Source organism: Brochothrix sp. (genome assembly GCF_017549435.1).
GTDB lineage: Bacteria > Bacillota > Bacilli > Lactobacillales > Listeriaceae > Brochothrix > Brochothrix thermosphacta.
Window position 1 is genome coordinate 1 of the sequence record NZ_JAFYUW010000126.1, and the last position, 14166, is coordinate 14166.

Annotated in this window: 9 protein-coding genes; 4 read left to right on the forward strand and 5 right to left on the reverse strand. The window is 36.8% G+C overall.

Going from position 1 to position 14166, the window contains the following annotated elements:
• Nucleotides 1-931 precede the first annotated feature (931 nt).
• The 4 genes from IKV95_RS08590 to IKV95_RS08605 are packed head-to-tail and all read right to left on the reverse strand — an operon-like array spanning nucleotide 932 to nucleotide 8110.
• A complete protein-coding gene (locus tag IKV95_RS08590; RefSeq protein ID WP_287451669.1) occupies nucleotides 932-1678 on the reverse strand; it encodes an alpha/beta hydrolase in 747 nt (248 codons plus the stop codon).
• Nucleotides 1679-1681: 3 nt separating this feature from the next.
• A complete protein-coding gene (locus IKV95_RS08595) occupies nucleotides 1682-2650 on the reverse strand; it encodes a LacI family DNA-binding transcriptional regulator (protein WP_287451670.1) in 969 nt (322 codons plus the stop codon).
• Nucleotides 2651-2669: 19 nt separating this feature from the next.
• Nucleotides 2670-5936, reverse strand: a complete 3267-nt coding sequence (locus tag IKV95_RS08600) for a GH36-type glycosyl hydrolase domain-containing protein (protein WP_287451671.1) — start codon at nucleotides 5934-5936, stop codon at nucleotides 2670-2672.
• A gap of 5 nt (nucleotides 5937-5941) precedes the next feature.
• Nucleotides 5942-8110, reverse strand: coding sequence for a glycoside hydrolase family 3 N-terminal domain-containing protein (locus IKV95_RS08605; protein WP_069129160.1), 2169 nt, complete (start codon nucleotides 8108-8110; stop codon nucleotides 5942-5944).
• 196 nt (nucleotides 8111-8306) lie between these two features.
• Here IKV95_RS08605 and IKV95_RS08610 point away from each other — a divergent pair, with 196 nt between their 5' ends.
• The 4 genes from IKV95_RS08610 (at nucleotide 8307) to IKV95_RS08625 (ending at nucleotide 12623) form a co-directional block, all read left to right on the forward strand.
• Entirely contained in the window at nucleotides 8307-9554 is a 1248-nt protein-coding gene (locus IKV95_RS08610) for a sugar ABC transporter substrate-binding protein (RefSeq protein WP_029091844.1), read from the forward strand.
• Nucleotides 9555-9808: 254 nt separating this feature from the next.
• Nucleotides 9809-10651 carry a carbohydrate ABC transporter permease gene (locus IKV95_RS08615; RefSeq protein WP_373453436.1) on the forward strand — a complete coding sequence of 281 codons (843 nt, stop codon included), beginning with the start codon at nucleotides 9809-9811 and terminating at the stop codon, nucleotides 10649-10651.
• 24 nt (nucleotides 10652-10675) lie between these two features.
• Nucleotides 10676-11497 carry a carbohydrate ABC transporter permease gene (locus IKV95_RS08620; RefSeq protein ID WP_029091842.1) on the forward strand — a complete coding sequence of 274 codons (822 nt, stop codon included), beginning with the start codon at nucleotides 10676-10678 and terminating at the stop codon, nucleotides 11495-11497.
• A gap of 22 nt (nucleotides 11498-11519) precedes the next feature.
• The gene (locus IKV95_RS08625; RefSeq protein WP_029091841.1) at nucleotides 11520-12623 is read left to right on the forward strand and encodes an ABC transporter ATP-binding protein; all 1104 of its coding nucleotides are present in this window, start codon (nucleotides 11520-11522) and stop codon (nucleotides 12621-12623) included.
• Nucleotides 12624-12664: 41 nt separating this feature from the next.
• On the opposite strand, the gene IKV95_RS08630 is transcribed toward IKV95_RS08625, so the two are convergent.
• Entirely contained in the window at nucleotides 12665-14152 is a 1488-nt protein-coding gene (locus IKV95_RS08630) for an LPXTG cell wall anchor domain-containing protein (protein WP_287451672.1), read from the reverse strand.
• Nucleotides 14153-14166: the final 14 nt, after the last annotated feature.

Sequence of the window (14166 nt, forward strand, 5' to 3'; positions counted from 1 at the left end):
AATAATCATAAAATACTATTCATAAATAACAATTCACTTCATTTAAACTAGCTCATTTATTAAAATAAAGTTGCATTTTCAAACGATTCGATACCTTTTCTAAATACACAATATGTTTCTAATTATAACGAAAGCTTTCACGTTAAGTCAATGGTAAATAAAAAACATATAACATTATATATATTCGCAAATTTTTTAAAATAGAGCTAAATCATTTTCACCTATTATATAGGTGTTTTATCGCAAATTAATTTAGTTGTCTATTTAAAAGTCATAAGTAATAACATTATTTCCAAAATAAATACATTTAAAAAAAATAAACCAACAAATTTCCCTCTTACTTGCTTTAATTTATACTTGGTGAGGCTTTATTAATTGGTTATCACAACTATTTTTTGTATACAATCTAAATTGCTATTTTTCACCACTACAGCTAACTTCTCTACATTATGGTCTTCTCACTCATTACTCTGCTTACCCGATTATATACAACGCTGTTCTAACTTTCCTTTGGTGACTAACCTTTCAGTTCATAATTCCATTTACCGTTCATTCCTTCGCTTCTTAAAGTTTATCTTGAACACTATCAGATTACCTTTAAAGCCTTTTACACGCTACTATCTATCATTAATCATATTTTTTGATAGTTATTGAAATTTAATTACTTTAATAACTTAGTCCATGTAACCAACTTTTATCGAGGTTTTATTCATACATGTGGATGTTCGCCTTAATTTACTTCATATTAAAACTCACGATTGTCAACTTGCCTTCCATTAACAATACTACTGCCAATCCTGTAGTGATTTTTTTATTGTAGTAGCATAGTCACAGAAAAGGGTTGCAAAATCATTTGCAACCCTAAAAGTTTATTATTTAACTATTCGATAATTTAATTGGATACCTTGCTAATATTTCTCATCTTATTTTTTCACTTATTAAAAAGTCCATCCAATATTTCTTCTAAACTTTTATCCCAATAAGACCATGTTTGATTCTCGCCTATTCCAAGTGAAAAACGATAATCCAGTGATCGACTTTGCGCAAATGCTTCTAATTTACGATTGTAAGCATAGAGAAAATCGAGATCCCCACAGTATTGTCTTACGACTAATTGGGGATTTACTTTTTCAGCGTGACAATAAGCGTGTTCAAGATCATTTATACTTAGCGGGATGTTTTCAGGTTTGCCAAAAAGACGTGTGAATTCAGTATTACGCCCACTATCATTTTTCCACAATTCATCTAAATACATTGCCCCCGAAAAACTAACCACTGTTGCAAATTTCTCGGCTTGATTTAATCCCCATTTCAACGCACCAAATCCACCCATAGATAAGCCCATGACATGTGTACGTTCAGCAGGAATCGTTCTGTTTAAGAAATAGGCTACTTGTGCTGGTAGTTCTTCAGAAAGATAGCTATAGTAGTTAGCACCCTCACCAATATCATGATAAAAACTACGCCCCACTTCTGGCATCACCACAACAATCGGTTTCCCCATGATATAGCGTGCGACAGATGAGTTGTTTAACCACGCATTACTGTCATCAGACAAACCATGTAGTAAATACACTAACTGCAGGTCATCATCTGTTGCTTGTTCTGGAAATAACACGTTAACATTGGTTGCCATACCAAGTTTATGAGAATAAAAATTTAATTTTAAAAGCGCCATCTACTAACTCTCCTTTTCCAGCGATTCGCCTGTAATAAGGCTTGTATATACTTTTTTATGTGCGGCATCTTCATTTTGAATGATTGCTACAATCTGTTTAGCCGCTTCAATACCCCAATGGTATTTTGAGTAACCAATCGTCGTCAGTCGTGGTGTTAAAAACGAAGCAATTTCAATGTTATCAAAACCGACCATTTTAATATCTCGACCAATTAACAAATCAGTTTTAGCAAATACCTTATACATGCCGACTGCCATTTCATCATTAAAAGAAAAAACAGTAATAGGATAACGACTATTTTCACTTAAAATTTGTCGCGCTGCTCGTTGACCAGATTTGCGTGAAAAGTCGCCATCAATCCAATTAACCTCACGTTTATTTTCACTTGCCCAACGCTTCGCTGTCTTATAACGCGATTGGCTATCATAAGAAGCTTCTGGTCCAGTCACAATATAAAGAGGTAACTCATCATATTGACCTAACTGCGTTAAAGCGGCATTAGTGCCGCCCTCATTATCCAATAAAACTGTGCCGATGCGAGGGTGAACAATATCACGATCCATGGTAACGATATTATTATCAAGATCCGCCAGCCTTAAAATTTCATCATCATCAAAAGCAGCATCCAATATAATCGCCCCATCAATTAATTTTTCAGGAATAAATCGGTGCGATTGTTCACCACTACAAACGATCATTTCGTAGTTTTCTTTTTGCAATTGCAACTTAATGCCATGCAAAAGCTCACCATAAAAAGCCCCGCTATAATCTGCTAAAAACACACCGATAATGTTGGATTGATTTCGTTTGAGCGTACGTGCAGCATTGTTAGGCACATAGTGTAACTCATCTGCTGCTTTGATGATGATTGCGCGTGTCGCTTCCGAAACTTTATGACTGTTGTTCAAAGCATAAGAAATCGTCGATATTGAATAACCGGTTTTCTTTGCAATGTCTTTGATCCCTACCATACTTTGTTCACCTTACCTCTCACTGCGAAATCACAAGTGTGATGTGATTATCATCTTCTTTAAGTATACTATCTATCATACTTTTTTCTAGCGTTATCCCTGAATTTCGATAAATTCCGGTTGTTGCCTTTGTCACAATTTCAGAATCGTTCACTACTAAGCTCGTCTGACCCCCTGCTTCAATACTAATATGAACAGGTCGATTTGCAAGTGATTGTGTCACTTTTAGTGGCAATTCCTTTAAATCAAGAACAGGATCAAACACATAGGATGTGGCAGTTTCACGCAAGCCAACACATTGACTGATCAATTGATGCAGATAAATACCTGGTCCACTTGAGTAGACACGCCAGCCGCCAGCAACTGCAATATCACCTGTACGTAGTTTGTCGAAGTTTTCAGCTGCATCATAGCGGTTGATAAATTGCGCATCAGAGCTGCTAAAATACGCATTTCTTTGACGTGGCAATGCTGACGCTACTGTTTCATGAACCACAACTGGATTAATACGTAACAACTCAGTGACAGCTGTGGTTTCACCCATTGCAACCAATGCTTCAACATAACGAATATGGGCATGGAGATATGCTAACCCTACTTCTCGTCCGAAGTTAGCCGCTTGCTCTGCTCGCTTAAAGTATTGTGAAATACCATCTTGGTATTGTGCTGGGTGATTCATGAGACGTACACCGTCTTCAAAATGCAATTCTTTTTTAATAAGTGCCAATTGTTTTTCTGCTTGTTCCTTGCTCACAAGTCCTGCAATAATACTACGCGTGAGTGGTATCAAACGATAAGAAATATTTGTCTTCGTATCTGTCGGATGGATGAGTGGGGTCACATGGCCTGTTTCTTCAAATTCAAGAAAGCCAGGAATGACATCATCTGTCGCTAAACAGTATTTTTCAAAGTCAGCTTTGATTCCAGCAGCTAATGCGCTAACTTTTTTATTGTCTGGTAATACTTCAGCTAATGTTTTAAATACTTGGTATGTTAATGTGACTGTCCAAGATGAAACAAGTCGCTCTTTGATTGCAACACTTGCGGGTTGTAACGTATCATCCCAATCCCCATTACCGTAATTAGATAAGAAGGTTCCTGGCATAAAATGTGACTCAATGGTTGCAATGGCTTTATCCATATGCGCTCGTAATGTATCACCTGTTGTTTGTTTAAATGTATGATTATCCGTATAAGGTAAAACTTCATCTAAAAAGGCAATATCTCCTGTTTGTTGTAAATAATCACCAATAATTTTCAAAGGCCATACTATAATATCGCCATGGCTTTCTTCTTGTTGAATTTCGCGGTAATCATCAAACATAAACCATTGTGGCCAATCACCCGTTTGTTCATATTGATGTGAGTACAATTCGCGAAGAATACTCTTCATGGCTTCTTTATTATTGAACGTACGGAAAAATTCAAACGGACCTTGGCAAACATCACGTGTTCCCCAAGCAGCGCCACTGTATTGTTCTAAACCATGCGGTGACGCATAATGTACAAGCATATTGTGTGTGTACCAGAAAGTTGTAAGATTTAATGTTGTCGCTAACGCTGTTGGTGTTTCAAACGCTAAGTCATTCACTAAACCTTTATAATAAGCAGTTATCTTCGCTTGTTCTTCTATAAATGTACCTGCTTGAGGCAATCCCTCGCGATCACCAGTCTGCAGAGTCAATACAAACTCTGTTTGTGGCGTTGTTTCGAGCACTGTTAAATCAGCTTCTGCTGCCATTCCTTCCACAAAATAGTCACTGTTCGTTTTCATTTTAACTTGAGAACCATCAAATAGTAACGCATATCGAGGCAAACCCTTCACATTGAATAGAATAGCATTAGTTTCTTCTACACTATCAACAGCGCAATTTTCTTCATGCTCATTCGCACCAAACGAATGATTGGTTGTTATCACAAATGAATAAGATAACTTATTTTCAGATGTAATGGTTAAACGAATTTCCTTACTTTCACTGGTTACTTCGTTTGTAACAACTAGTACGTCATTGTCTAATTGATAGAACCAGCGCGTATAGTTTGCACCCATTTCAAATAACGTTGGCATTGTTAATAATTGTAAACCCGTTGTTGTTTTCAAATAAATACGCTGACCACTATTACGTAAAATATTTAAAGGATTACGTGAATGTGTGAGCCACTTATTTAAATTGGTATTACCTTGAACCACCTGTGAGTTAAATACACCCGTCATCCAAGAAGTTGTCGCTAATGTGTGTTGCGGTTTTAAAACATCGACTTTATCTAGGAGGACGTGCCCGTGCTGACGAGCAACCAATAATTCTTTTTGGAGCGTTACAACATGGCTATGCTCAGCTGTAAAGAAAGATAAATAGGCTTCATCACTATTTCGTTCAGGTGTTACAATTGTTTCATATCGACTATCAATCTTTTCGTTACTCCATGATTTACCTGCTAAATGAGTGATTGGCATCTTAAATCCTGCTGTTTTTGTTTGAGCTACTTCACCCTTTATTAACTCTCTATAAGTTGTTTGTAAAAGATCAGCATCGATGGTTTCACTTGCGTGTTGACCTATATCTTTTTTATACCATACATAAAAAGTAGCATTCACAGCTTCATTTGGTTTAAACGTTTCTGTCTGCAACCATAATTGTGACATTTCATATTGGTAGATACGACTTGCTAATTTGGGTTGTTTTAACCCCGAAAGTTCGCCTGTTTGTTTATATGACAAACCATATACATCAAACCCATCCGTTGCATATGCAACGGTAGGTTGAAAACTGCCGACTTCAATTTGTGGGAAGGCACCATTTTGAGCCTGATTTTGTTTGGCTAATAAACGGTAACCACTTTCTGCTTCTACTGCACGGATATCGATGTATTGTGATGTATAAGCTTCATTACTACGCAATGCCCCTTCTTCAGCTAAACCTAAATCTTGCGAAAAGACTAAATCCGCTGTTTGTGAAAGACCTGCAATTGCTACATCATAAAAATAGCCATGTTCATGCAAACTCAATCGTACTGTATAAGATTGATTATCTATTCTACCAGTATATGTGACTGCTTTTGACTCAATCGCGATTTCACAAGTGTGAGTCAACAAAGGGACATAGCTGATTGTTTCATCATTATACTGACGTAAATAAATTTGTTGTAATGGTTCATCAAAAGGATGTAATACAACTTGATTAAGCAAAATATTATCTGCTTGAATGGCCTGAATGCCACCATTGTCGTACAGATAGACATTCATGTCCGCCGCTTTTAAGTGATTCGCTGCTTTTTTGTATGTCAATACGCTTAGCTCCCTTCCTTAACTGTCAGTGTTTTGCGTTCAGATACATGTGCTGAATCGAACCCAACAGTAAAATGCAATTCGCCTGCATCTATGCGATAATTCGTTTGTGAATCATAATAACCTAATTCTTTATAAGGAAGTGTTAACGTAATTGTTGCTGTTGTTTGTGGTGCCATTGTTAACTTATGGAAACGTTTCAATTCCTTAATAGGACGACTGACCGCTGCAATTGGATCGTTCATATATAATTGTACAACATCAGATGTTGTCGTTGTACCTGTATTTGCAACAGTTACTTCAATACTAACTGCTTCATCTTTTTGCAATTGTGTGTTGGCAATTGACCAGTCTGTAATTGTTAATTCACCATAACTTAAGCCATAACCGAACGGATATAATGGCGTGTTAGCAACGTCTAAATAGCTTGAAGCAAAGGCTGCATCAGCATCTGCTGCATCAACTGGACGCCCTGTTGGAAGTTGGTTGTAATAAATCGGTACTTGACCAACTGCTCGAGGAAACGACATCGTTAACTTAGCAGACGGCGCTACTTTACCGCTTAACACACGAGTTAATGCATTCGCACCTTCAGAACCTGGGAACCAAGCGATTAATATTGCTTTTGCATAGGCTTCAATACCTGTTAATTCTAACGGTCGACCATTGAAAATAACCAATGTAATATTTTCGTTCACTTCTGCGACCGCTTTGATTAATTTTTGTTGTGCTGCTGCTAATTGAATATTTGAACGGCTGCTTGCTTCACCTGACTCATCACTTGTTTCACCAACTGCTAAGACAACTGAATCGCTTAGTTTTGCTGCTGCTACTGCTTCTGCAATTTCCGCATCGGTAATTGTTTGATGATCTGCAGTTGGAACAACTGTGGCATTGGTGAATGTTTCTTTGAATTTCGTCGCTAAAACTGGTGTTTCATCACGTTTACCAAAAATAACCCAACCGCCTAATAAATCATCACTTTCAGCAAATGGCCCAACTAAAGCTACTTTCGCTTCAGTATTCAAAGGCAATGTTTGCTCATCATTTTTCAGTAGTACAAAACTTTCTTCTGCAGCACGACGTGCGATATCCAAATGTTCTTCTGATAACTCTTTATTTTCTAAATCAAGACCACGGTAAGGATTTTCGAATAATCCTAAGTCATTTTTTAATGTTAAAATACGCAAGACCGCTTCATCAAGGATAGCTGTTTCAATTTCACCACGTTCCACTAAAACTTCTAAATACTCGATATAACATGAAGACATCATTTCAATATCAATACCAGCTTTAAGTGCTAATTCTGCTGCACCCTCTTTACCACCTGTCACACCATGATAAACCAACTCTTTAACTGCACCCCAGTCAGAAATTGTTACCCCTTCGAATGCTAATCGTTCACGTAAAATATCACGGAAGATATATGTATTCGCACTAACTGGTACGCCTTCAAATAAGTTGAATGCACTCATTACTAATTTTGCACCTTCATCTAATGCCGCTTCATATGCTGGCAAATGATTTTGGAAGAGTTCTTTACGTGATAAATCAACCGTGTTGTACTCACGTCCGCCTTCAACCATACCGTAGCCGGCAAAATGTTTGACACAGGCAGCGATTTTTTCTTGATTGCCATGAAGTTCGTTTGCTGGTCCTTGGTAACCTCGAACAAATGCGCGTGCCATTTCTTGATTGACATAAACATCTTCACCTGAAGCTTCCATTACACGACCCCAACGCGCATCACGAACAAGATCAACCATTGGTGAAAATGTAACATGATGCCCTTGTGTACTTGTTTCATATGCGGACATACTTGCTGTTTCTTCTACTATTGCTGGATTAAATGTTCCTGCCATTGCTAATGGAATAGGATAAATTGTTTTATAACCGTGAATCGCATCTATCATAAATAGAAGCGGAATTTTATTAGGATCAGTTGTTAAATGTTGGTTTTGAATTTTACGTGCGTTTTCGGCATCTGGTACACCTAAAATAGAGCCTACCAAACCAATTTCTTCTTCTGTGACATGTAAATCAGTCATTGGTCCTGTAATTTGTTCTTCATTACGATCCGCTTCAAAGTAAAAGGGATTTAATTGTAATAGCTGTGCAACCTTTTGTTTTACCGTCATTTTACTTAATAACACTTGTAATTTTTTATTTTCCATCATTCATTCCTCCTAGATTAACTTTTGTATTATCGTACGATTATCGAAACGTTTCACTTATACATGTTAAGCATAAACTATATCAAAAGCATAATCAAGTGCAAAAAAATAAAACTTGCAACCGCTTACTTTTTAAGGTAAGATGATTTTAGCGAAACGTTTCACTAAGACAATTACATTTCAGGAGGAGAGTTTTATGAAGAAATTTGGGGTATTCTTTTTTGTTGTTTTGGCAAGTGCAGTTCTTGTATTAAGTGGTTGCGGTAAAGGGGCTTCATCCAGCGATAGTGATAAAGATGTACTAAGTGTTTGGGCAATGGGTGATGAAGCCACTCAATTTAAAACAATTGCAGATGACTTTAAAAAAGAAACTGGTATTACATTAAAGGTACAAGCAATTCCATGGGGAAATGCGCATGATAAATTACTAACTGCTGTTGCATCTAAAAGTGGTCCCGATGTTATTCAAATGGGCTCAAGTTGGATGTCTGAATTTTCAAAAGCAAAAGCACTTCTACCAATAGATGAGTATATCGATAAATATCCTAACCTTGATCCTAAACGCTTCTATAAAGGCGCTGTTGAGTCAACTCAGTTTGACGGCAAAACATATGGTGTGCCTTGGTACAGTGAAACACGCGTTTTATACTACCGTACAGATACATTGAAAAAAGCTGGTTTTAACGAGCCTCCAAAAACATGGGATGAATTAGCAAAAGTTTCTAAAAAACTTGGTGACCGTGGTGATGACTTATACGGTTTAAACTTGGATCCCAAAGAACCAACAATGCCATTCATGCTTGCACGTCAAAATGGCTCTGAACTTGTAAAAGATGATAAATTACTTTTCAATCAAGCACCTTTCGTTGAAGCTGTAGAATACATGGATAGCTTTTACAAAAATGGTTCTTCTCCTACATCTAACTTAGGTCTTAACCTAGTTCAATCATTTGGTGGCGATGAACCCATCATTCCAATGTTTGTTAGTGGTCCATGGATGATTGATACAATTAACACAACGATTCCTGATGTAAAAGGCAAATGGAATGTTGCTGTACTACCTAAAAAAGAAAATAACATTTCTATTCTCGGTGGCGCTAACTGGTCTGTCTTTAACTACACAGATAAAAAAGAAAATGCTGTTAAATTCTTAGATTACATGTCAGATACAAAACATCAACTTGAATGGATGAAACAAACAAAATCATTACCAGCAGTTACTGAAGCAGCTGATGATAAATCATTAAAAGATGATAAAATTTACCAAGTGTTTAACGAGCAATTAAAAACAGCTCAACCAGCAATGTTAACACCTAGTTTTGATCAATTCTCACAAAACTTTATCAATACATTTGAAGAAATCTACAAATCAGATACTGATATTCAAAAAGCAATGGATAAATTCAACGAACAATCACAAGCAATATATGATAGCAAAAAATAAATAACGTAAAACCGAGAGTATTATGCCAAGTTTCCACATTGTAGCCAAAGTAATATCAAACTGGTTTTGTATTTAAAACAAAACTTATTAATTTTCCTACAGGATCGTAAGGCTGGATAAAATATCAAGGAGTAACGACCTAGATTGATATTTAAATTCAGTCTTACAACTTTAAATGAGCTCTTTCGGTTTAAATTATAGGAGGTGCCATTTTGCGTTCTTTTTTTAATCAACGCGCTGGTTACGGCTTCATTATGCCAGCACTTATACTGTTAGTAATCTTCTCAATTTTGCCGATTCTAGTTGCTTTTGTTATCAGTTTTACCGATATGAACTTAATTAGTTTAGGTGATTTCTCTGCCCTTAATTTTGTTGGGCTTGATAATTATATCGCTGTTCTAAAGGATCCACTTTTTCTAAAATCAGTTAGCAACACCGTTGTTTACGTTGTTATAGGTGTACCATTGGTTATCGCTTGTTCATTAGGTACGGCTTTGCTCATCAACTTTAGCCAAGCTAAAATCTTTGTGGCTTTCCGTTTAATCTTTTACACACCATCTATCACTAACGTTATTGCAGTCGCTGTTATTTGGTCTTATTTGTATAACCCACAATTCGGGTTTTTCAATTATTTATTATCCTTCTTGCATATTCCACCAATCCAGTGGCTACAAGATCCAGCCATCGCTAAATATTCATTAATTATTTTAGCGGTTTGGAAAGCAATCGGTATTAATATGATCATCTTTTTAGCCGCTCTTCAAGGGATTCCACGTGAATACTATGAAGCATCTGAATTGGATGGGGCCTCTCGCTGGCAACAACTATACAAAATCACAATTCCACTTCTTAAATTTGCATTGTTCTTTGTTACTGTCACAACGCTTATTGGTTGGTTACAATTCTTCGAAGAACCTTTCATCATGACAGAAGGTGGACCATTAAATAGTACGATGTCTATCTCATTATATATTTATAACAATGGTTTCAAATTCAGTAACTTTGGATTTGCATCGGCTGCTTCCTTTATCTTGTTCATCGCTATTGTCGTCATCACATTGATCCAATTCCGTGGCCAAGCCAAAAAGGATAACTAAAATTGAGAAAGGGGCCTTCATCTTATGTATGCAGCATCTAAAAAAAGTAAAATTATCGTTGGATGTATTTTAGCGATTGGTGGATTGTTCATGATCCTTCCATTTGTTTGGATGATACTTTCATCATTTAAAACAGAAGCCGAAATTGCGCAAATACCACCGACTATTTTACCGCAACATTGGACATTCAATAACTTTATTGAGCTATTTACTCGTCTTAACTTTTTCCAATATCTCATTAATACGCTAATTATCGTCTTCTTCTCGTTTATTGGTTTATTCCTAAACGCAATGGCAGGCTATGGTTTTGCGAAATATAAAATGAAACATAAAAACAAACTCTTTTACCTTGTTTTAATGACAATGATGATTCCTGGACAAGTAACAATGATCCCAGTTTACCTCATCATTCAAATGGCTGGGTTAACAAACACACTGACAGGGATTGTTTTACCAGGACTGGTTGGTGCCTTCGGGATTTTCCTTTTCCGACAGTTCATGTCAACGATTCCCGATGAGCTTTTAGAAGCGGCACGGCTCGATGGTGCAAGTGAGTTTTACATTTTCTGGAAAATTATCATTCCAATTTCACGACCTGTTCTTGCGGTACAAGGTATCCTGACATTTATTGGTGGCTGGAACGCATTCCTATGGCCGTTAATTGTAGCTAACGATGAACGTTACTATACATTATCTGTTGGATTATCATTACTTAAAGGACAACATGCCAGTAACTTTGCTCTTCAAATGGCAGGTTCAAGTTTCATGGTTATTCCAATCATTATCATCTTCTTATTCTTCCAAAAACATATACTTAAAGGATTTAACATCTCAGGTCTGAAATAAACAGTTTGAAAGGAGTAACGACATGTCACAAATAAGCTTACGCAACATAGAAAAAATATACGAGGGTTCAACTGAACCTTCAGTAAAAGATTTTAACCTTGAAATTGAAGACAAAGAATTTATCGTTTTTGTTGGACCTTCTGGTTGTGGTAAATCAACAACGCTACGTATGATTGCTGGACTTGAAACTATTTCTGGTGGAGAACTATATATTAAAGATAAATTAGTTAATAAAACACCGCCGAAAGATCGTGATATTGCGATGGTTTTTCAAAACTATGCGCTTTACCCTCATCTTTCAGTTTATGAGAACATGGCATTTGGTTTAAAATTGCGTAAAGTTCCTAAAAATGAAATCAAAGAACGTATTGCTGATGCCGCTGAAACGCTTGGTTTAACAGACTTTTTAAAACGTAAACCTTCAGCTCTTTCAGGTGGGCAACGCCAACGTGTGGCTTTAGGACGTGCGATTGTACGAGAAGCGCCTATCTTTCTAATGGATGAGCCCTTGTCTAACTTAGATGCGAAGCTTCGTGTGCAAATGCGTGCTGAAATTACACGATTGCATAAACACCTTAACAACACAATTATCTATGTCACACATGATCAAACAGAAGCAATGACAATGGCCACTCGTATCGTTGTCATGAAAGATGGTGTTATTCAACAAATTGGTGCACCCATTGATGTTTATAACACACCTAACAACGTTTTTGTTGCTAGTTTTATTGGGACACCTGCTATGAACTTCTTCCATGGTAAAATCGAAGGTTCGTCGTTTGTCTCTGATGACTTTACCATTGGTGTTCCTGAAGGTCATTTAAAAACATTAACTCGTGATGGTTATCAAGGTAAATCAATCATCCTCGGTATTCGCCCAGAAGATATTAAAGATGATCCGATTGCATTTGATGCTTACCCTGACTACACAATCCAATCAACAACAATTGTAGCTGAATTAACTGGAGCAGAGTTCCTCCTACACAGTAAAATCGGTAAAACTAATTTTACTGCACGTGTTAATTCACGCACGATCCATAAAGCTAATGAGCAAACGTCACTTGTTTTAGAAATGAGTAAAGCACATTTCTTTGATGCTGAGACTGAACAACGTTTGTCATTATAATAAAGAGCGTTCACATCAATTTTTCGATGTGAACGCTTTTTTTATTTTTGCAATCTTCTAAGTATGAAATAACTACCCAGTATTATTAAGGTAAAACCTGCAATTGGATAAAGTAATAAATGATTACTCTCCTCACCGGTATGCGGTAATGAACTTGAATCAGTCGTTGTTCCTGTATCAGGCGTTGTACTTGAGTCAGGTGTTGTTCCTGTATCAGGCGTCGTACTTGAGTCAGGCATTGTACTTGAATCAGGCATTGTACTTGAATCAGGCGTTGTTCCTGTATCAGATGTTGTTCCTGTATCAGGTGTTGTACTTGAATCAGGTGTTGTTCCTGTATCAGGTGTTGTACTTGAGTCAGGCGTTGTGCTTGAGTCAGGTGTTGTGCTTGAGTCAGGTGTTGTGCTTGAATCAGACGTTGTGCTTGAATCAGACGTTGTGCTTGAATCAGACGTTGTGCTTGAATCAGGCGTTGTGCTTGAGTCAGGTGTTGTGCTTGAGTCAGGCGTTGTATCAGACTCGGTTGTTGTATCAGGCTCGGTTGTTGTATCAGACTCGGTTGTTGTGTCAGGCGGGTTAGAACCGTCTCCACCACCATCTCCACCATTTATTGGCGTATAACCATCAAATATAACTTCAGATATTTCACTACCCGTTGCTTTTACCGTATTTGTATAGCGACTAGATTCACCGTTATCAGTCGCACGTGTATCATAAGCGATAATAGCAGTGTTTTTAAAACTACCTAAATCAACGCTGAATGTTGTATCTGATTGAACAGCAAATTGTTCAGGTAATATGAATTTTTCAATATTAAAGTCAACATCACTTGTGTAATCCGCATATATTCCTCGGAAAGAATCTGGTATAAGTTTTTGATTTGGACCTACAATATCATTTAAAATAATATCTTTTAAGTCATAACGAGCATAATTCACACGTATAATCCAATGAATAAGTGTGGGGTCTGCTTTATCAATTTCACCTGTCTTCACTAAGGTTTCATTTGGATCCTGAACACCATCTGGTGTAATACCCACCGTTGTCTGTCCATATTGTCCCCAATCTAAAATAACACTTTCTTTTCCACCAATTAAATTACGATCCCATCGTACCCAAAATTTAGCAAAACCATGTAATGTATCATATTTAGTTGCTTGGCTATTAAATGTAATTGTAATAAATCCAGATGATTGAGCAACAAAAGCTGAACCAATTATTACACTCTCATCCGTACTACTTTTAATATCAAAAGTAATATCTTTAGCGACCACGAGCTCTTTTGGTAATTGTAACTTAAGCGTGTCACCTGCTACCAATTCTCCCTTTTTAAAGCTGAAATCATATTTTACCTGCATCGATTCATATTGTCCAAAATCAGATTTTGGATTGTTATTCCCATCTAACAATTCAATGTTAGTAATGTGTTCCTGTCCCTTTTCAGCTGCAAAAACCTGTGTTGTCAAATTACTCAGACTTACTAAAAAAAGGCTTAGTACGGCTACCACTTTAACTATTTTCCCCAACATATACACTTTTACCC

What these genes read in the sequence shown, in the direction of transcription:
- IKV95_RS08590 (WP_287451669.1), bottom strand. Translation starts at nt 1,678, where the DNA reads ATGGCGCTTTTAAAATTAAATTTTTATTCTCATAAACTTGGTATGGCA.
- IKV95_RS08620 (WP_029091842.1), top strand. Translation starts at nt 10,676, where the DNA reads ATGTATGCAGCATCTAAAAAAAGTAAAATTATCGTTGGATGTATTTTA.
- IKV95_RS08595 (WP_287451670.1), bottom strand. Translation starts at nt 2,650, where the DNA reads ATGGTAGGGATCAAAGACATTGCAAAGAAAACCGGTTATTCAATATCG.
- IKV95_RS08610 (WP_029091844.1), top strand. Translation starts at nt 8,307, where the DNA reads ATGAAGAAATTTGGGGTATTCTTTTTTGTTGTTTTGGCAAGTGCAGTT.
- IKV95_RS08615 (WP_373453436.1), top strand. Translation starts at nt 9,809, where the DNA reads ATGCCAGCACTTATACTGTTAGTAATCTTCTCAATTTTGCCGATTCTA.
- IKV95_RS08605 (WP_069129160.1), bottom strand. Translation starts at nt 8,110, where the DNA reads ATGGAAAATAAAAAATTACAAGTGTTATTAAGTAAAATGACGGTAAAA.
- IKV95_RS08630 (WP_287451672.1), bottom strand. Translation starts at nt 14,152, where the DNA reads ATGTTGGGGAAAATAGTTAAAGTGGTAGCCGTACTAAGCCTTTTTTTA.
- IKV95_RS08625 (WP_029091841.1), top strand. Translation starts at nt 11,520, where the DNA reads ATGTCACAAATAAGCTTACGCAACATAGAAAAAATATACGAGGGTTCA.